Consider the following 20235-nt stretch of genomic DNA (forward strand, 5'->3'; position numbering starts at 1 on the left):
TGACAAAAATAAGCAATAAATGTAAAAATGGTGACAGCAAATAAGACGATTCACATATACCCCGTTCCCAATAAAGAAGGCTTTCCAATAATAGGGTAGCTACTTTTTATTGAATATCCTGACAAATCTAACTAGAAAGATTCTATCGAATTTTGTATTTCGATAAAAAAATGGAGGAAAGAAGTCGAGCGAAAAGTTGGAACTGCTTCGTTATTTTGACAAACTTTTAAATAGCTACCTTCTATAATGTGGAGCAACGATACTTGATAGGGAGTGTGGTTTTATGGAGAAAGTAGAAAGGGATATAATCGATCCGATTGGTGAAGTTGATTTTGGGAAGTCGCGGGATAGCTTCAGCTCATTTGTTCATAAATTTAATACAAAATTGGAGAGTTTCTTTTTAGTAAAGGGTTATTTGTTACTAATCATTGGTTTTTTGCTTGGACGTGCCTTAATATTAGGGCAGCTTACTCCTTTTGCTCTTCCATTTTTTGCAGCTGTGTATCTATCAAGGAAAGATAAAGCCCCACTTGCCCTTATTGGATTAATAGCTGGTGCGGCCACTTTAGGGATAACTGAGGCTGCTTCTAATTTTGTCTTGTCTTTCTTCTTTTTGATTAGCTATAAAATCATTTTGAATTGGAAAAGTAAAGAACAACAACTTGTACCGGTATTTGTGTTTGGGCTTGTTTTTCTAGGCAGCTTAGTGAAAGCCTATCTTTTAACAAATGGTTTTACATTGTATGGTGGAATGTTAGCGTTTGTAGAAGGAAGCCTTGGGTATATTCTAACATTAATCTTTTTGCAAAGCCTACCCCTGATGACCGTTAATAAAAGGAGACAAGCACTAAAAACAGAAGAGATTGTATGTCTTATCATCATGCTAGCTTCTATTATGACCGGAACAATTGGTTGGGCGGTTTATGGCTTATCAATTGAACATATTATGTCTCGTTATTTAGTTCTCGTGTTTTCCTTTATTGCTGGGGCAACTATTGGATCGACTGTCGGTGTGGTAACTGGATTAATTTTTAGTCTTGCAAGCATTTCTAGCTTTTATCATATGAGCTTATTAGCTTTTTCAGGACTTTTAGGTGGTTTGTTGAAAGAAGGTAAGAAGATTGGTGTGGCACTGGGCTTGTTTATTGCTACGCTTCTAATTGGAATGTATGGAGAAGGAGGAGGCGTCTTATCCGTTTCCTTAATGGAAACGACAATAGCTGTTTTCCTATTCCTTTTAACACCAAAAAGTTTGACCTCTCGCATTGCAAAGCATATACCTGGAACAGCAGAATATTCCCAAGAACAACAGCAATATATGAGAAAGATGAGAGACGTTACAGCACAAAGAGTTTCTCAATTTTCCAATGTTTTTCAGGCACTCTCTAAAAGTTTTTCCTCTCCCAACATAAGTGAGATGATAGAGGAGGAAGATAAGGAGTTAGACTACTTTTTAAGTAATGTTACGGAAAAAACATGCCAAACATGCTTTCGAAAGGAACATTGCTGGGCGCGTAACTTTAATACAACCTATGATTATATGAAAGATATTATGACTGAAATGGCTGATACTGGTGGAAATATTTCTCCTAGTCTTTCAAGGGAATGGGATAAGCATTGTACAAGATCGAAGAAGGTAACTGATGCAATCCATCAAGAACTAACATTGTATCAAGCTAATCAAAAATTAAAAAAACAAGTGCAGGAAAGCAGAAAACTAGTTGCCGATCAATTGCTCGGTGTATCCGAAGTAATGGGTGACTTTGCGAAAGAAATTCAAAGAGAAAGAGAAAATCATTATAAGCAGGAAGAATTAATACTAGAGGCTATTCAAGAGTTTGGTATTCATATTGAAAATGTAGAAATATATAGTTTGGAACAGGGGAATGTCGATATCGATATAACGATTCCATATAATACAGGCTATGGAGAATGTGAAAAACTAATTGCACCGATGCTATCTGATATTCTTGGAGAAACGATTATTGTCAATAAAGAGGAGGTTTCCGAGTATTCTAATGATTACAGTCATGCAACATTTCGGTCGGCAAAAGCTTATACAGTGGATACAGGTGTTGCCCATGCGGCCAAGGATGGTGGATTTATATCAGGAGACAGCTATTCTACAATCGAGTTAGGATTAGGAAAATATGCAATGGCCATAAGCGATGGAATGGGTAATGGTAAGCGCGCCCATGTAGAAAGTGAAGAAACACTTCAATTATTACAAAAAATTCTTCAATCAGGGATTGAGGAACAGGTTGCTATAAAATCGATTAATTCCATTCTTTCTTTAAGAACAACAGATGAAATTTTTTCAACTTTAGATTTAGCGATGATTGATCTCCAAAATGCAGCAGTGAAATTTTTGAAAATTGGTTCTACACCTAGTTTTATTAAAAGAGGTTCGAAAATAATGAAGATACAGGCAAGTAATTTACCAATGGGTATCCTTCAAGAATTTGATGTCGATGTTGTAAGTGAACAATTAAAAGCCGGAGATTTGTTAATTATGATGAGTGATGGTGTTTTTGAAGGGCCAAAACATGTTGAAAACTTTGAAATTTGGATGAAGAGAAAAATCAAAGAATTGAAGACAGAAAATCCTCAAGAGGTAGCCGATTTAATTATGGAGGAGGTTATACGATCTCGTCTCGGGTTAATTGAGGATGATATGACGGTGTTAGTTGCAAAAATTGATCATAATATTCCTAAATGGGCATCTATTCCAGTAAAAGGCTTTAAGCAAATGGCAAATTAAGTTTGGTAACTTGCAAAACATTTATCCCACTGGACAGTATTAATACCCAACCGCGAGCTGTGGGAAATCAAAGGAACTAGGTGGGGGATAAAGAAAAAACATTGATGGAAGCCTTCTTAATAAAATTGATAATAATAATACTGTTTTATTCAACTAACAACCAGCGTAAAGGGTAAGCATGGTTGTTAGTTTTATTTTATCCACTCTTAACGGACATCCCCACAAGCTTATGAGATTGGTGGGACATCAACTGTCCGTAAAGGTCCGATTGGTTCAACTAACCCCCACTGAGAGAAGTATCACTCTATATCCTCTGTTTATCCTTCATATGAGGGTATAAATACTTCCTTTTTCGTCGAAAATGGGACTAACTCATAAAGATGGAGGGGAGATATTTATGAAAACAGGTACGTTAAAGCAAATTTTGCTTATCACAGATGGATGCTCAAATAAAGGAGAAGATCCTATTGCGATGGCAGCATTAGCTAGTGAACAAGGAATTACAGTCAATGTTATTGGAGTCATGGAGCAAGATACAATTGATGAGCAAGGTATGAAGGAAATTGAAGGCATTGCACTCTCTGGGGGCGGTGTTAGTCAAGTAGTATACGCACAACAATTAAGTCAGACTGTCCAAATGGTAACGAAAAAGGCAATGACCCAAACGCTACAAGGAGTAATAAATAAAGAGCTTCAGCAAATTCTAGGTTCCTCAAAGACAATGGAGGATCTGCCGCCAGAAAAAAGAGGGGAAGTAATGGAGGTTGTTGACGAACTAGGAGAAACAGTCGAACTTGAGGTGCTAATTTTATTGGATACAAGTGCTAGTATGAAGCATAAACTTCCAACAGTTAAGGAAGCATTAATTGATTTGTCCTTAAGCTTGAATGCTAGATCTGGTGAAAACCGCTATTCTGTATTTGTATTTCCCGGGAAAAAGAAAGATGTCGAAAAATTAATGGATTGGACTCCTCGTTTAGAATCTCTTACAAGTATTTTTCCGAAATTATCGACAGGAGGAATTACACCGACAGGTCCAGCTTTAAAAGAAGCAGTTCGTTACTTTAAGCATAAGCGCTCATTAAGGAGCTTGATTTCAAATGATGATGAATACATCGAAGAGTCAATTTAAAATAAATAGTGGTACAGTAATAAAAGGAAAGTGGCATAACAAGCAGTATACAATTATAAAGGAACTTGGCTATGGAGCGAATGGTACTGTTTTTTTGGCAGATTCCAGAATAGGAAAAGTTGCTTTGAAATTAAGTAATAATAGTGTATCTATAACTTCCGAAGTAAATGTGTTGAAGTCCTTTGCAAAGGTCCAAGGTTATAGCCTTGGACCTTCTTTAATAGATGTAGATGATTGGGTAACGAATAGAGGAACTATTTCTTTTTATGTAATGGAATACATCAATGGACCTGATTTACTAACATTTATTCAACATAAGGAAGGATCATGGGTTGATGTGTTAATGATTCAATTGTTAAAAGATTTACAAAACCTTCATGAAAATAATTGGATATTTGGAGATTTAAAACCAGAGAATCTGATTATTACAGGACCTCCAACAAAAATTAGATGTATTGATGTAGGCGGAACAACCATTACCGGTAGAGCGATTAAAGAATTTACAGAGTTCTTTGATAGAGGGTATTGGGGGCTAGGTACAAGAAAGGCAGAACCAAGTTATGATTTATTTGCTGTCGCCATGATTATGCTCAATCTTTATTATCCAAAAAGGTTTAATAAAACAGTGGGTGGACTGAAACAACTGCAAACGATGATTCGACAAAAACAAGGTCTCGTGCGCTATGAGGGAATTCTTCAAAAAGCGTTAACCGGAAAATATCAAAGCGCTAAAGAAATGCGATTAGACTTTTTAAAATTAACAAGTGGAGATTCGACAAAACCTAATAGAAGCACCGTAACAGCGGGAGCTAATAGAAATAGCTCCCGGCAAGTAAGAGGGCAAACTACTCAATCTACTAAAACAAGAAGCAATATGGCTAAAAAGAAGAAAAAGGCTGGTTGGGTCGAATCTTTGCTTATCATTATTCTTATTTCCATTTGTTATATTTTGTATATATATGGTCAATTAACTTGAAAAGAGGAATTTTAACAATTTTAGAGAATAGTCTTTGGTATCACTTTTAAAAAAGTGATATCCTTGACTATAGTAGACTACAATCTCTGATGAAAAAGTAATAACATCAGTGTTGGTAGAATAGTGATAGTGATAAGGAAGTAATCAGAAATGTTTGAGGATCAAGTTTCAAATTACCTGCAAAGAAAAAAGGTGACTTTAGAAGGAAAAAAAATCTTAGTTGGAGTGTCGGGGGGCCCCGATTCTTTAGCACTTCTTCATTTTTTATGGACAAAAGAGGAAGAGTGGAAAATCAAGGTTTATGCCGGGCATGTTGATCATATGTTTCGAGGGGGGGAGTCGCTAGAGGAAGCCAAATTTGTAAAATTGTTCTGTGAAAAAAGGAACATTCCCTTTTCTTGGGAGAGGATAAATTTACCAATGTTTATTAAAAAAACAGGGGTGAACTCACAAAAAGCGGCAAGAGAATGTAGATATTCTTTTTATGAAAAAATCATGAAAGAATTTAATTTAGACTATTTAGCATTAGGTCATCATGGCGATGATCAAATAGAAACAATTCTGATGCGATTAACGAGAGGAAGTTCAGGTAAGGCGAGAGCTGGAATTCCTTTTATCCGTCCTTTCGGAGCAGGAAATATTATTCGTCCCTTTTTATGTTTAGAAAGGGAAGACATTGAGGAATATTGTAAAGTACATAATTTAAATCCAAGAAGAGATCCAAGCAATGAAAAAGACACATACAGCCGCAATCGATATAGAAAATATGTTGTGCCCTTTTTGAAAAAAGAAAATATACACGCGGCAAAGCATTTCCAGCGGTTTAGTGAAGAATTAGCAGACGATGAAGCTTATTTAATGGAGCAGGCAGAAGAAAGGCTTTCATTTATATTAGTCGAAAAACGAGAACAGGAAGCAGTAGTTGATATTAATAGATTTCTTTCAATAGCTATTCCTTTACAAAGAAGATGTATTCAACTAATATTAAATTATCTCTATGACGAGATACCTATTTCATTATCCGCATTACATACTGAGCAAATGATGATATTACTTAAGAGTCCTCATTCTTCTGGAAATATTGATCTCCCGAATGGTCTGAAAGTGAAAAAGTCGTACCATTATCTTCATTTTCAGCTTAATTTTTCTCCAACAAAATCCTTTTATTATGAATTATCAAAAATGGGAGAGTTATTATTACCAAATGGGTATAATATTAAGGTAGAATATATAGACGGTGAACATCATACTGATAATCATTGTATTCTTTTGGATTCTTCTATTTCCTTCCCTCTTATTATCCGTACAAGAAGCGCTGGCGATAGAATCCATTTAAAAGGGATGAATGGTAAGAAAAAAGTGAACCGCATTTTTATCGATGAGAAGATTCCAATCCATGAAAGAGAGAATTGGCCAATTATTACAGATAGTAATGGTGAAATTCTTTGGATACCAGGACTAAAAAAATCGATATATTCTCATAGTAATACGAATAGTGGTAGTAATCTATTAATAACATATAAAAAGCAATGATCTTCTAGGGGGCACACAAGAAATGAAACACGATATTGAAAAAATATTGATATCTGAAGAAGAAATACAAGGTAAGATCAAGGATTTGGCTTTTCAACTTACAGAGGAATATCAAGATAAATTTCCTTTGGCAATTGGAGTGTTAAAAGGTGCTATGCCCTTTATGGCCGATCTTTTAAAGCGAGTGGATACATACCTAGAGATGGATTTTATGGATGTATCAAGTTATGGTAACTCTACTGTTTCTTCTGGAGAAGTAAAAATTTTAAAAGATTTGGATACTTCTGTTGAAGGAAGAGACATACTAATTATTGAGGATATTATTGATAGTGGATTAACATTAAGTTATCTTGTAGAGTTGTTCCGTTATCGTAAAGCAAAATCAATCAAAATTGTGACTCTTCTTGATAAACCTTCTGGTAGAAAAACGGATCTTGAAGCAGATTATGTAGGATTTAACGTGCCAGACGCTTTTGTTGTGGGGTATGGATTAGACTACGCAGAAAAATATCGTAATCTACCTTATATTGGTGTTTTAAAACCGGAAGTTTATGCAAGTGATAGTAAATAAGGATAAAAGAAAGGAATTCAGATCCAGAAAGGGTAATTCCTTGAATTTACTTAATTTTCTATGTTACTATACTCTATAGTTTGTTTACCGTGGGAGGAGGTAAGGGATGAACCGTATTTTTCGTAATACCATTTTTTATTTATTAATCTTTTTAGTAATTATCGGTGTGGTTAGTTTTTTCAATGGAAATAATCAGCCTACCAAGCATTTAACATATACTGAATTAATAAATCACCTTGAAGCTGGTGATGTTGCAGAAATAACGCAGCAGCCTGAAAGAGGTGTACTTGAAGTACGAGGGAAATTAAAGGGCTACAAAGAAAATGAAACATTTGTTTCTTATGTAACAAACAATGAAACAAATGCTCAAGTGATCTTGAAAGCTGCTACAGAAGGTTCTGATATCGATGTTCAGCCTGCACAAGAAACAAGTGGATGGATCACATTCTTTACTTCAATTATCCCGTTTGTGATTATTTTCATCTTATTTTTCTTCTTACTCAATCAAGCCCAAGGTGGCGGCGGCGGCCGAGTAATGAACTTTGGTAAAAGTAAGGCAAAGCTTTACAATGAAGAAAAGAAAAAAGTTCGCTTTAATGATGTAGCAGGAGCCGACGAAGAAAAGCAAGAACTAGTAGAAGTAGTGGAATTCTTAAAAGATCCACGTAAATTTGCTGAGCTAGGTGCAAGAATACCAAAAGGAGTCCTTCTTAATGGACCTCCAGGAACAGGTAAAACACTACTTGCTAGAGCGGTTGCAGGAGAAGCTGGCGTACCTTTCTTCTCCATCAGTGGTTCTGACTTCGTAGAAATGTTTGTAGGGGTAGGGGCTTCACGTGTTCGTGATTTATTCGAAAATGCGAAGAAAAATGCTCCTTGTATTATCTTCATTGATGAAATAGATGCAGTCGGTCGTCAGCGTGGAGCTGGTTTAGGTGGAGGACACGATGAACGTGAACAAACCTTAAACCAACTATTAGTTGAAATGGATGGATTCGGTGCAAACGAAGGTATTATTATTATCGCTGCTACAAACCGTCCTGATATTTTAGACCCTGCATTATTACGTCCAGGTCGTTTTGACCGACAAATTACGGTAGACAGACCAGATGTTAATGGTCGTGAGGCAGTTTTACGTGTACATGCTCGTAATAAGCCATTAGATGAGTCTGTCAATCTAAAAAGCATTGCTCAGCGTACACCAGGATTTTCTGGAGCTGATTTAGAAAATCTTCTAAATGAAGCAGCGCTTGTTGCTGCGAGAGCTGATAAGAAGAAAATTGATATGGAAGACATGGATGAGGCAACAGACCGTGTTATTGCTGGACCTTCCAAGAAAAGCCGAGTTGTTTCTAAAAAAGAAAGAAATATTGTTTCTTACCATGAAGCAGGTCATACAATTATCGGTGTTGTGTTAGATGAGGCTGATATGGTTCATAAAGTAACAATCGTACCTAGAGGTCAAGCTGGTGGATATGCAGTTATGCTTCCTAAGGAAGATCGTTTCTTAATGACAAAACAAGAGCTTCTTGATAAGATTACTGGATTACTTGGTGGTCGTGTGGCAGAGGATATCGTATTTGGTGAAGTAAGTACCGGAGCACATAATGATTTCCAAAGAGCTACAGGGATTGCTCGTAAGATGGTAACAGAGTATGGGATGAGTGATAAGCTTGGACCATTACAATTCGGTCAAGCACAAAGTCAAGTGTTCCTAGGCAGAGATTTAAATAATGAACAAAATTATTCTGATGCAATTGCATATGATATTGATTTAGAAATTCAACGAATCATAAAAGAGTGTTATGAAAGAGCGAAACAAATTCTTACAGAAAATCGTGAGAAGTTAAACCTAATCGCTGAAACACTTCTTGAAATCGAAACGTTGGACGCAGAACAAATCAATAGTTTGTATAAAGACGGTGTTCTGCCAGATCGTACGAAACAGGTAGATACTACTTTAGGTTCAGAGGATGTAAAGGTAAATATTAATAAAAAGGATGATAGAGACGAGTAAATCTCGATCATCAGTAAAAAGGATACGCTTAAAAGCGTGTCCTTTTTTATCTATTTGTTAATACTACAATAATAGGTGTATAGATAGCAGCTGTTGCTTTAGGCTTTGTCTCTTTCCTGTTGTATGTTATGATATTTCCAGTATTGAACATGAACGTTTACATATAGCTTAGGTAAGGTGTTAGTGATAGGTGTGAAAAGATACTAATAATAAGTAAAGAGAAAGCTATATGGTAAATAGAATTATATTAATAAAGAAGTGGTGACCATAATGATTTTTGTTTTTGATATTGGAAATACAAATATAGTATTAGGTGTATATGATAAAGAAGAATTAAAACATCATTGGAGAATCGAAACAAATCGTTATAAAACGGAAGATGAGTATGGTATGATCATTAAATCTCTATTCGACCATGTTGGTTTAACATTTTCGGATATTGATGGGATTATTATTTCATCGGTTGTTCCTCCAATCATGTTTTCATTAGAAAGAATGTGCCAAAAGTATTTCCAATTGAAACCGTTAGTAGTTGGTCCAGGAACAAAAACCGGCTTAAACATAAAATATGATAATCCGAAAGAGGTAGGGGCAGATCGAATTGTTAATGCGGTCGCAGCTATTCATGAATATGGAAGCCCGTTGATCGTGGTGGACTTTGGTACAGCGACGACTTTCTGCTATATAAATGAACATAAGCAATACATGGGTGGTGCTATAGCGCCGGGGATTAATATAGCTACAGAGGCTTTGTATTCTAGAGCAGCTAAATTGCCTCGTATCGAGATTGCGAGACCAGAAGGAGTAATCGGTAAAAATACTGTTTCTGCGATGCAATCAGGAATTCTTTTTGGCTATGTAGGACAGGTTGAAGGCATAGTGAAGAGAATGAAGGAAGACAGTGTTGTTAAGCCGAAGGTTATTGCAACAGGAGGATTAGCAAACCTTATTGCCAAAGAATCAAATATTATTGATGCAATAGATCCGTTTCTAACATTAAAGGGATTGCAGCTTATTTATAAAAAAAATAAGGATACACTAAAATAGCAAAATGAAAAGATGAACTGTTTGGAAACGGAATAAGATAAAGGAGTAAATTATGAGTGATTATTTAGTAAAAGCGTTAGCGTTTGATGGTGAAGTTCGTGCATATGCAGTAAGAAGTACAGAAACAGTTGGAGAAGGGCAAAGAAGACATCATACTTGGCCAACAGCATCAGCTGCTTTAGGTAGATCTTTAACAGCAACAGCAATGTTAGGTGCAATGCTTAAAGGAGATCAAAAATTAACAGTGAAAATCGATGGTGGCGGTCCAATTGGGCTTATCCTAGTTGATGGTAATGCAAAAGGCGAAGTACGTGGATATGTTACCAATCCACAAGTTCATTTCGATTTAAATGAGCATGGGAAATTAGATGTGAGAAGAGCGGTTGGGACAGAAGGGACGTTATCTGTTGTAAAAGATATCGGAATGCGCGACTATTTTACCGGTCAGGTTCCTATCGTTTCAGGGGAGCTTGGAGAAGATTTTACTTACTATCTGTTTAATTCAGAACAGGTACCTTCCTCTGTCGGAGTTGGCGTGTTAGTAAATCCGGATGACAGCATTTTAGCTGCAGGAGGATTTATTATTCAATTAATGCCAGGTGCAAAAGAGGATACGATTACGAAAATTGAGAATAGGCTAAGCGAAATACCACCTATTTCTAAGTTAATTGAGAAAGGTTTAACACCAGAGGAATTATTAGAAGAGGTTTGTGGAAAAGATAATGTAAAAGTAATTGAAAAAATGCCTATTTCATTTACGTGTACATGTTCGAAAGAAAGATTTTCTAATGCTATTATTAGCTTAGGGCAAGCAGAAATCGAAGATATTATCGAAACAGACGGACAAGCGGAAGCTGAATGCCATTTCTGTAATGAGAAGTATATGTTTAACAAAGACGAGCTAGAAAAATTACTTGAAGAGGCGAAGTAAGAAGAAAAATTGAAACACCATGAAAGGCTGGTTGTTTTCCACCATTTTCAAGGTGTTTTTTTATTGAAAGGGAGAGAGTTTTTTGGGAATGGAAATATAATTAATTTTTCGGAAAATACAAACATATAGATTGACAAATGAAGGTGCCATTTGGTAAATTAATATTATAAAACCAATTAAAATACTCGGAATAAAGATAAGGGGAGATTGCAAATGTCAAAAATCGCAAATTCTGTAGTAGATCTTATCGGTGGAACACCCATTGTAAAATTAAATCGTTTAGTGGATGATTCTAGTGCAGATGTTTATTTAAAATTAGAATACATGAATCCGGGAAGCAGTGTAAAAGATCGTATTGCGTTAGCGATGATTGAAGCTGCTGAAAAAAGCGGGGATTTAAAACCAGGTAGCACTATCATTGAGCCAACAAGTGGAAATACAGGTATTGGACTTGCTATGGTTGCTGCAGCAAAAGGCTACCGTGCTATTTTAGTTATGCCAGAAACAATGAGTATTGAACGTCGTAGATTGCTAAAAGCTTATGGTGCTGAGCTAGTATTAACACCAGGACCAGAAGGAATGGGTGGAGCTATCCGCAAAGCAGAAGAATTAGCAAAAGAAAATGGCTATTTTATTCCCCAACAATTTAAAAATATTTCTAATCCTGAAGTACATAGGTTAACAACTGGACCAGAAATCGTGGATGCTTTCGGTGATGAAGGTTTAGATGCATTCATTGCTGGTATTGGTACAGGTGGAACAATCACTGGTGCTGGGGAAGTGTTAAAAGAAAAATATAATGATATCAAAATTTATGCAGTAGAACCTGCTGATTCTCCAGTGCTGTCAGGTGGAAAACCAGGACCGCATAAAATCCAAGGAATTGGTGCTGGATTTGTTCCAGATATCTTAAATAGTGAAGTATACGATGGCATCATTAAAGTTTCAACAGAAGATGCTTTTGAATATGCGCGTCGTGCAGGTAAAGAAGAAGGCGTATTAGGTGGGATTTCTTCAGGTGCAGCTATTTACGCAGCGTTACAAGTTGCAAAAGAGCTAGGAAAAGGGAAAAAAGTATTAGCGATTATCCCAAGTAACGGAGAACGCTACCTAAGCACACCTCTTTATCAATTTGATGAAGAAGAATAATAAAAGTTAAGCTTACAGAAGCCTCCTTAAAAAGGGGGCTTTTTGTTTTTTGTTATGCTGAAACAATGTTAAATAGTTAAGCACAAAAACATATGATTTTTTTGTATTTTTCTCTGTTCATCCTGTATGATGAGAACATATAAAAACGTAAGGAGCGAAGCCTGATTGAAGAATTACAAGATATATAGTAAGACGATTTCTCTCTCGTATGAACAGTTTTTTAGGAGTTTTTTAACACTTGCTGAAGATGAATCCCATTATGTTTTATTAGAAAGTGGACGGGGTGGCAGATATAGCATTGGTGCTATTTCCCCTGTAGTAAAAATGATAGGTAGAAATAATCGGTTAGAAGTGATAGATAAACAAGGCATTGTATTAATCAAAGGCAATCCGCTTCATTCGATTAAAGAGGTAATGAATAATTATGTTGTAGAAGCTGATCCGAAGCTGCCTGAGTTTCAAGGAGGAGCACTCGGGTTTATTAGCTATGATTATATTCGATATATTGAAAAGATTCCTAATCAGACAGTTGATGATATGGATATCCCGGATGTATTCTTTTTGTTATTTGAAGAGTGGTTTACGTATGATCATCAAGAAAATGAATTATGGATATCTGGGTTATATGAAGAAAATCAATTAGCCATCGTTCGGGATAAAGTCGAAACCTATGCATTAGGATGGGGGGACGAAAGTAAAGAGGAACAAATACAAGGTGATGTAGTAAAGTCTGAGGGTGTAAAGGTATCGATTGAAGATAATGAATTTCAACAATCTGTGCGCAAGATTCAGAAATATATTTCGCAGGGTGATGTATTTCAAGTTAATTTATCTGTTCGACAGGCTAAACCGTTGCACGTGTCTGCGCTCGATGTCTATAAGCAACTAAGAATATTAAACCCATCTCCTTATATGGGCTATTTTCATACACCTGAGTTTCAGTTAGTTAGTGGGTCGCCAGAGCTTCTTGTCAAAAAGAAGGGAAAAGAAGTAAGCACACGTCCGATAGCGGGAACAAGGTCACGTGGGAAGGATAAGACAGAGGATTTAGTACTTGCTCGTGAGTTGATCGAGAGTGAAAAGGAAAGAGCAGAACATGTTATGTTAGTAGACCTAGAAAGAAATGATTTAGGGAGAGTATGTGAGTACGGGAGCGTGCAAGTCGACGAATTTATGGTAATTGAAAAGTATTCCCATGTTATGCATATAGTATCCAATGTAAAAGGACAACTTGCAGACGAGAAAGATGAATTTGATCTTATTGATAGCATGTTTCCGGGTGGAACAATCACGGGAGCTCCGAAAATACGCACAATGGAAATCATTGAAGAATTAGAGCCAGTGCGTCGTGGCCCTTATACTGGCTCATTAGGATGGATTGGCTTTAATCATGATATGGAATTAAATATTATGATTAGAACGATGCTGGTGAAGGACAACCAAGCATATGTACAAGCGGGTGCGGGAATAGTGATTGATTCTATACCTGCAAATGAATACAAAGAATCAATGAAAAAGGCTAGAGCGCTGTGGAATGCGAAAGAATTGGCGGAAGAGAAACTAGGTGGTAGGAAATGATTTACATGATTGATAACTATGATTCTTTTACCTATAACCTTGTGCAATACTTAGGTTCATTAGGACAAGAATTACAAGTAAAAAGAAATGACGAAACTTCTATAGAGGAAATAAAAAAGGACAACCCAGCATATTTAATGATTTCTCCTGGACCGTGTACTCCGAATGATGCAGGGATTAGTTTGGAAGCTATTCAAACCTTTGCTGGTAAATTACCGATTTTTGGTGTATGTCTTGGTCATCAAGCAATTGGACAAGTTTTTGGAGGAGAGGTTGTACAAGCAGCCAATTTAATGCATGGAAAGATTTCGCTTATCTATCATGATGGCAAAACTATTTTTCAAGGTTTGCCTAATCCGTTCCCGGCTACACGCTATCATTCTTTGATTGTAAAAAAAGAAACATTACCTGAGTGTTTGGAAATATCTGCTTGGACGAAAGAAGGGGAGATTATGGGGCTTAGGCATAAAGAGCTTCCAGTCGAAGGCGTGCAGTTCCATCCGGAATCTATTATGACTGAAGCTGGTATGGAAATTTTGCATAACTTTATTCAATCTTATCGAGAAGGAACCGAGTGAGAAGATGTATATATACTTAAATGGAAAGATTATTCCCCAGGAAGAAGCTGTTGTATCGGTTTTTGACCACGGCTTTATGTATGGAGTAGGCTTATTTGAAACGTTGCGTGTATATGAAGGTCATCCCTTTTTATTAGAAGATCATCTTGAACGATTAAATGAAGGATTAAAAGAGATGAATATAGAGAAGTCTTTTGGACGAGAAGAGGCAGTATCTATTATTAAAGCTCTACTGAGTAAAAATAAGATTGAAAATGCTTATATTCGCTGGAATATTTCAGCAGGAAGTGGAATGATCGGACTCCAAACAGAGCCATATAAACAACCAAATACCATTGTGTATATAAAGCCTCTTCCAAAGGCAGCTGGTATGGTTGAAAAAACGGGGAAAATAGTTGCAATTTCAAGGAATACGCCAGAAGGAGCCTTTCGCTTAAAATCCCATCATTTTTTTAATAATATCCTTGCTAAGCGTGAGATTGGACCGGAGATGACCATGGAAGGAATCTTCTTAACAAAGGAAGGATATATAGCAGAGGGGATTACATCTAATCTTTTCTGGATTATTGACGGTGAGCTCTATACCCCTAGCTTGCAAACGGGCATCTTGAATGGGATTACGAGGCAGTTTATTTTAAAACTTGCACAGGATAAAGGGATAGTTATTAAAGAAGGTATGTTTTCGCTTGATATCCTTGAGCATGCCCAGGAGGTATTTGCAACAAATTCTATCCAGGAGATAATACCGATTAAAAGAATAGAAACTAATGTATATAAGGGAATGGAAGGTCCTATTGTTACAATGCTGCATAAAAAGTATAGAAAACATACTAATCAATTATGGTCGGTAAAAGAGTTAGGAGGAATAAAGGAATGGTAAATAAAATAGAGTGTGGCCCATATACATTGGATTATGAACAAAAAACAATTGTAATGGGAATTTTAAATGTAAATCCGGATTCCTTTTCCGATGGCGGTAAATATAACGAAGTAGACAAAGCGGTAGAGCGTGCGATCCAGATGGTAGAGGACGGAGCAGATATTATTGATATAGGTGGGGAGTCTACCAGACCTGGATATACAGAAATTTCGGTCGAAGAAGAATTGGAACGAGTTATCCCGATTATTGAACGATTAAAGATGGAGGTAGAAGTTCCCTTATCGATTGATACATATAAAGGTGAAGTAGCAAGACAATCTTTACGAGCAGGTGCTCATGTTATTAATGATATATGGGGAGCGAAAAGAGACTCTAACATGGCAGCTATTGCAGCTGAATATCAAGCTCCACTTATCTTAATGCATAATAGAGATAATCTTAACTATACGTCCTTTTTAGAAGATGTAGTCTCTGATTTGCAGGAAAGTATCGATATTGCTATAGGAGCAGGAGTCTCTAACGAGAAAATTATCCTTGATCCTGGTATTGGCTTTGCGAAAGATTTAAACGGAAACTTGGAAATGATGAGGGGCTTAGATAGACTTGTAGCTATGGGATATCCAGTGTTGCTTGCTACCTCTAGAAAATCATTGATTGGAAATGTTTTGAATTTACCTGTAGAAGAACGAATAGAAGGAACAGGTGCAACTATTTGCTATGGTATTCAAAAAGGATGTCAGCTAATCCGTGTTCATGATGTAAAAGAAATGACGCGGATGGCACGCATGATGGATGCACTGATGGGAAAGGGAGAATACAGTGGATAAGATCATATTAAATCAAATGGAATTCTATGGTTATCATGGTGTTTTTAAAGAAGAAAATAAATTGGGTCAACGCTTTATTGTGGATTTACAGGCAGAAGTGGATTTAGCAAAGGCTGGAGAAACAGATGACTTACAATATTCGGTGAATTATGGACAGCTTTTTTTAGATGTCAAGGAGATAGTGGAAGGAAAACCGTATAAATTGATTGAGGCGGTAGCTGAGAATATCACACGGAAACTTTTATCATCTTATTCCCTCATTGAAAGTATAACCGTTTGTATCATTAAACCAGACCCACCTATTCCAGGTCACTATAAATCGGTTGCTGTGGAAATTACGAGGAAGAGAAAAGGATGAATGAAGTTTATTTATCGTTAGGATCGAATATTGGAAATCGGTTTGAATACATATATGAAGCTGTGCAAATGTTGCAAAGTCAAGAAGAAATAAAAGTGGTAAATATTTCATCCATTTATGAAACAGATCCAGTTGGATATGAGGAACAAGCACTATTTTTGAATATTGTCGTCCAGATTGAAACTTCATTAAACCCTTTATCTTTATTAGAACAATGCCAGAGGATAGAAAGTGAACTTGGAAGAAAAAGGATAATTAAGTGGGGCCCAAGAACAATAGACCTTGACATTTTATTGTATAATCATGAAAATATAGTATCAGAGAAGCTAATTATTCCACATCCAAGAATAGAAGAGCGAGCATTTGTTTTAGTTCCGTTAATAGAAATTGCTCCAGATATAAAGTTACCAAATAAATCAATACTTTTAAAAGAAAGTTTGAAGCTTTTGCGAGATAGAGAAGGAGTAAAGGTATGGAAACGACAGAAAAATGGGGAAGACGTATTCGAGCTTTTCGAAAGCTAAAAGGATATACACAGGAAAGTTTAGCAAAAGAGTTACTTGTTTCTGTTTCTATATTAGGAGAGATTGAGCGGGGGAATCGTATGCCTTCAGAAGAAATGATTGATTCTATTGTAGGGGTACTAAAGATAACAAGAGAAGAGTTAGATCCACATCAAAATAAATAAGCGCGGTTCATCAGGGGGTAAAAGGTTGTTTAAAATAGGAAATGTTGAAATCAGTAACCGTGTTGTGCTTGCGCCAATGGCTGGTATTTCAAATTCTGCTTTTCGTCTAACGGTTAAGGAATTTGGAGCGGGTCTTGTTTGTGCGGAAATGATTAGTGATAAAGGCATTGTTTTAAAAAACAAGAAAACAATGAACATGCTTTATATAGATGAGCGCGAAAATCCAATGAGTTTACAGATTTTTGGCGGCGAAAAAGAAACATTAGTGGAAGCGGCGCAATTTGTTGATAAGAATACTAATGCAGATATTATTGATATTAACATGGGGTGTCCTGTGCCAAAGATTACAAAATGTGATGCAGGTGCTAAATGGTTGTTAGATCCAGATAAAATTTATGATATGGTTTCTGCTGTGGTTGAAAATGTTGATAAACCAGTAACGGTTAAAATGCGTATGGGATGGGATGAAGACCATATATATGCAGTAAGAAATGCACAAGCAGTTGAACGTGCAGGCGGAGCAGCGGTTGCATTACACGGCCGGACACGTGTGCAACTGTATGAAGGAAAAGCAAATTGGGATATTATCCGTGAAGTAAAACAATCGATCAATATTCCCTTAATGGGTAATGGAGATGTAAATACACCACAAGATGCAAAAAGAATGTTAGATGAAACTGGCTGTGATGGTGTAATGATTGGGAGAGCCGCTCTAGGTAATCCGTGGATGATTTATAGTACGGTTAAGTATTTAGAAACAGGAGAATTAGTAAGTGATCCGTCAATACGTGAAAAGATGGATGTATGTATTCTTCATCTAGATCGATTAATTAGCTTAAAAGGCGAGTATGTAGCAGTTAGAGAAATGCGAAAACATGCTGCTTGGTATTTGAAAGGCATTAAAGGGAATGCAAAAACAAGAAACGCAGTTAATGAATGTGAGACTAGAGAGCAGCTAGTGACACTCTTGAACGCTTTAGTCTTAGAGGTAGAGGAAAGAGAACGATTTGAAATGGAAGTAGGCTAATTTTGAACGTATCTGTTTAATTTTCCTGTAATATGTGTAAAAATAAAGCTGTTGGACAAAAAATCTGACAGTTTTTTTTCTTTTTTAGTGTCTGTAATCGTGACATTGTGTAGAATAATAAAGTATGTATAAAATTGAACGATTCCTTTTTTAGGTGATCATACATAAAAAGATGGTGGAGATGATTAAGCATGAGTCATGAAGAATTAAACTTAAATGACCAATTACTAGTTAGACGTAACAAAATGAATGAGTTACGTGAACAAGGAATAGATCCGTTTGGTAAACGTTTTGATAGAACTCATTTATCAGAAGCTCTAAAAAAACAATATGAATCTCTAGAGAAAGAAGAGCTAGAGGAAAAAAATATTGCTGTTACAATTGCTGGTAGAGTAATGACGAAAAGAGGGAAAGGGAAAGCTGGATTTGCTCATATCCAAGATCTTGAAGGACAGATCCAATTGTATGTTCGTAAAGATAATGTAGGGGAAGAGCAGTATGCTATTTTCAACTCTGTAGATTTAGGAGATATTGTCGGAGTTGAGGGTGTTTTATTTAAAACGAATGTAGGAGAACTTTCTGTTAAAGTAAAAGATTTTACTTTACTGACAAAAGCTCTTCGTCCATTACCGGATAAATTCCATGGTTTGAAAGATATTGAGCAACGTTATCGCCAACGTTACTTAGATTTAATTTCAAGTGAAGAAAGCAAGAACACTTTTATTCTTCGCAGTAAAATTATTCAATCTATGCGCCGTTATTTAGATAACCACGGCTATTTAGAAGTAGAAACACCGATGATGCACTCTATCGCAGGAGGAGCTTCGGCACGTCCATTTATTACACATCATAATGCATTAGATATGCCTTTATATATGCGTATTGCTATTGAGCTTCACTTAAAAAGATTGATTGTTGGTGGATTAGAGAAAGTATATGAAATCGGTCGTGTATTCCGTAATGAAGGCGTATCAACAAGACATAATCCAGAATTTACGATGATTGAGCTTTATGAGGCTTATGCGGATTACCGTGATATTATGAGCCTTACAGAAAATTTAGTTGCACATATTGCACAAGAAATTCACGGTTCCACTACTGTAACTTATGGAGACTACCAAGTTGATTTAAAACCAGAATGGACAAGACTTCATATGGTAGATGCTATTAAGCAATATACAGGAGTAGATTTCTGGCCAGAGATGAGCGTAGAAGAGGCAAGAAAATTAGCAAAAGAAAATAATATAGAAATTAATGATAATATGACATATGGTCATATAGTTAATGAGTTCTTTGAGCAAAGAGTTGAGGAAAAATTAATTCAGCCTACATTTATCTATGGTCACCCATTAGAAATTTCACCATTAGCAAAGAAAAATGAGGAGGATCCTCGTTTTACAGATCGATTTGAATTATTTATCGTAGGTAGAGAGCACGCGAATGCCTTTACTGAATTAAATGATCCAATTGATCAACGTGAAAGATTTGAAGCACAATTAAAAGAGCGTGAACAAGGAAATGATGAAGCGCACTTAATGGATGAAGATTTTGTAGAGGCGTTGGAATATGGAATGCCTCCAACAGGTGGATTAGGTATTGGTATTGATCGCCTAGTTATGCTGTTAACAAACTCTCCTTCTATTAGAGATGTATTATTATTCCCGTTGATGAGACATCGCTAAAAATAAGACAGGATACCTTTAAAAGTATCCTGTCTTATTTTATAAATATTGTATTGACTAGCTGTTGATTTTGAATAAGAGGTTTATAGCTGGATAATTATTTATATGCTATCTGATATCTTTAAAGAGAATAGTTACGAACTAATTAAATAGAAGCATTGGGGAAGTATATAATAAGATAAGAAAATTCAAGAATACTTAAATGGATCATAGGAAAAGAAGGATCGAATAATAAGAATATTTTTTCTTTTAAAAAGTAGTTGCACAGAGAATGAAACGGTGGTATATTAATATTCGTTGCTGAAACAAGCAATGATGAAACAAAAAAGAATTTTAAAAAAGTGTTGACTCGAACGATGACTTCTGGTAATATTAAAAAGTCGCCCGATGACGACACTGAAATTGCTCTTTGAAAACTGAACAAACAAACGTCAACAATAATCGTTTTATAACGAATGTTATAGAGTGAAAACAAGTAATACAAAAGCTAGAGTTTAGCA

Annotated in this window: 18 protein-coding genes; all 18 read left to right on the plus strand. The window is 36.1% G+C overall.

From position 1 onward, the window contains the following. The first annotated feature begins 283 nt into the window (after positions 1 to 283). The 18 genes from spoIIE to lysS all read left to right on the plus strand — a co-directional run bounded on the left by spoIIE (position 284) and on the right by lysS (position 19735). Positions 284 to 2761: a stage II sporulation protein E gene (spoIIE, locus tag NKG37_RS06750; protein WP_254416018.1), complete on the plus strand. Its 2478-nt coding sequence runs from the start codon at positions 284 to 286 to the stop codon at positions 2759 to 2761. A 397-nt stretch (positions 2762 to 3158) separates the two neighbouring features. Further along, positions 3159 to 3893: a vWA domain-containing protein gene (locus NKG37_RS06755; protein ID WP_212121279.1), complete on the plus strand. Its 735-nt coding sequence runs from the start codon at positions 3159 to 3161 to the stop codon at positions 3891 to 3893. Then, positions 3862 to 4869, plus strand: a complete 1008-nt coding sequence (locus NKG37_RS06760; protein WP_302183210.1) for a protein kinase domain-containing protein — start codon at positions 3862 to 3864, stop codon at positions 4867 to 4869. The genes NKG37_RS06755 and NKG37_RS06760 overlap by 32 nt, the downstream gene beginning before the upstream one ends. A 150-nt stretch (positions 4870 to 5019) precedes the next feature. Next, positions 5020 to 6402, plus strand: coding sequence for a tRNA lysidine(34) synthetase TilS (gene tilS, locus NKG37_RS06765; RefSeq protein WP_254416019.1), 1383 nt, complete (start codon positions 5020 to 5022; stop codon positions 6400 to 6402). A 22-nt stretch (positions 6403 to 6424) separates the two neighbouring features. Next, positions 6425 to 6973 (plus strand): hypoxanthine phosphoribosyltransferase, encoded by a 549-nt coding sequence (gene hpt, locus NKG37_RS06770; RefSeq protein WP_048719106.1) that lies wholly within the window; start codon positions 6425 to 6427, stop codon positions 6971 to 6973. 106 nt (positions 6974 to 7079) lie between these two features. After that, positions 7080 to 8990 (plus strand): ATP-dependent zinc metalloprotease FtsH, encoded by a 1911-nt coding sequence (gene ftsH, locus NKG37_RS06775; RefSeq protein WP_169187587.1) that lies wholly within the window; start codon positions 7080 to 7082, stop codon positions 8988 to 8990. Between the two features lie 270 nt (positions 8991 to 9260). Further along, positions 9261 to 10037: a type III pantothenate kinase gene (locus tag NKG37_RS06780; RefSeq protein WP_169187588.1), complete on the plus strand. Its 777-nt coding sequence runs from the start codon at positions 9261 to 9263 to the stop codon at positions 10035 to 10037. Between the two features lie 52 nt (positions 10038 to 10089). Continuing rightward, positions 10090 to 10968, plus strand: a complete 879-nt coding sequence (gene hslO, locus NKG37_RS06785) for an Hsp33 family molecular chaperone HslO (RefSeq protein ID WP_016204760.1) — start codon at positions 10090 to 10092, stop codon at positions 10966 to 10968. A gap of 213 nt (positions 10969 to 11181) precedes the next feature. Continuing rightward, the gene (cysK, locus tag NKG37_RS06790) at positions 11182 to 12117 is read left to right on the plus strand and encodes a cysteine synthase A (RefSeq protein WP_101728763.1); all 936 of its coding nucleotides are present in this window, start codon (positions 11182 to 11184) and stop codon (positions 12115 to 12117) included. 165 nt (positions 12118 to 12282) lie between these two features. Continuing rightward, complete coding sequence (locus NKG37_RS06795; protein ID WP_254416020.1) at positions 12283 to 13695, plus strand: anthranilate synthase component I family protein; 1413 nt, start codon at positions 12283 to 12285, stop codon at positions 13693 to 13695. Further along, entirely contained in the window at positions 13692 to 14273 is a 582-nt protein-coding gene (gene pabA, locus NKG37_RS06800) for an aminodeoxychorismate/anthranilate synthase component II (RefSeq protein WP_101728764.1), read from the plus strand. Before NKG37_RS06795 ends, pabA begins: the two co-directional genes overlap by 4 nt. Positions 14274 to 14277: 4 nt before the next feature. Then, a complete protein-coding gene (pabC, locus tag NKG37_RS06805) occupies positions 14278 to 15153 on the plus strand; it encodes an aminodeoxychorismate lyase (protein ID WP_101728765.1) in 876 nt (291 codons plus the stop codon). Continuing rightward, complete coding sequence (gene folP, locus NKG37_RS06810; RefSeq protein WP_016204765.1) at positions 15147 to 15980, plus strand: dihydropteroate synthase; 834 nt, start codon at positions 15147 to 15149, stop codon at positions 15978 to 15980. Before pabC ends, folP begins: the two co-directional genes overlap by 7 nt. Continuing rightward, positions 15973 to 16338: a dihydroneopterin aldolase gene (gene folB / locus NKG37_RS06815; protein ID WP_016204766.1), complete on the plus strand. Its 366-nt coding sequence runs from the start codon at positions 15973 to 15975 to the stop codon at positions 16336 to 16338. The genes folP and folB overlap by 8 nt, the downstream gene beginning before the upstream one ends. Further along, complete coding sequence (gene folK, locus NKG37_RS06820; RefSeq protein WP_016204767.1) at positions 16335 to 16862, plus strand: 2-amino-4-hydroxy-6-hydroxymethyldihydropteridine diphosphokinase; 528 nt, start codon at positions 16335 to 16337, stop codon at positions 16860 to 16862. Before folB ends, folK begins: the two co-directional genes overlap by 4 nt. Continuing rightward, positions 16811 to 17026, plus strand: coding sequence for a helix-turn-helix domain-containing protein (locus tag NKG37_RS06825; protein WP_016204768.1), 216 nt, complete (start codon positions 16811 to 16813; stop codon positions 17024 to 17026). The genes folK and NKG37_RS06825 overlap by 52 nt, the downstream gene beginning before the upstream one ends. Positions 17027 to 17051: 25 nt before the next feature. Then, on the plus strand, positions 17052 to 18053 hold the full coding sequence (gene dusB, locus NKG37_RS06830) for a tRNA dihydrouridine synthase DusB (protein WP_016204769.1): 1002 nt from the start codon (positions 17052 to 17054) through the stop codon (positions 18051 to 18053). Between the two features lie 191 nt (positions 18054 to 18244). Then, positions 18245 to 19735, plus strand: coding sequence for a lysine--tRNA ligase (gene lysS / locus NKG37_RS06835; protein ID WP_169187592.1), 1491 nt, complete (start codon positions 18245 to 18247; stop codon positions 19733 to 19735). The last annotated feature ends 500 nt before the right edge of the window (positions 19736 to 20235 follow it).

Origin of the sequence: Niallia sp. RD1, assembly GCF_024219955.1 — a bacterium.
In the GTDB taxonomy this organism is placed as follows: domain Bacteria; phylum Bacillota; class Bacilli; order Bacillales; family Cytobacillaceae; genus Niallia; species Niallia alba.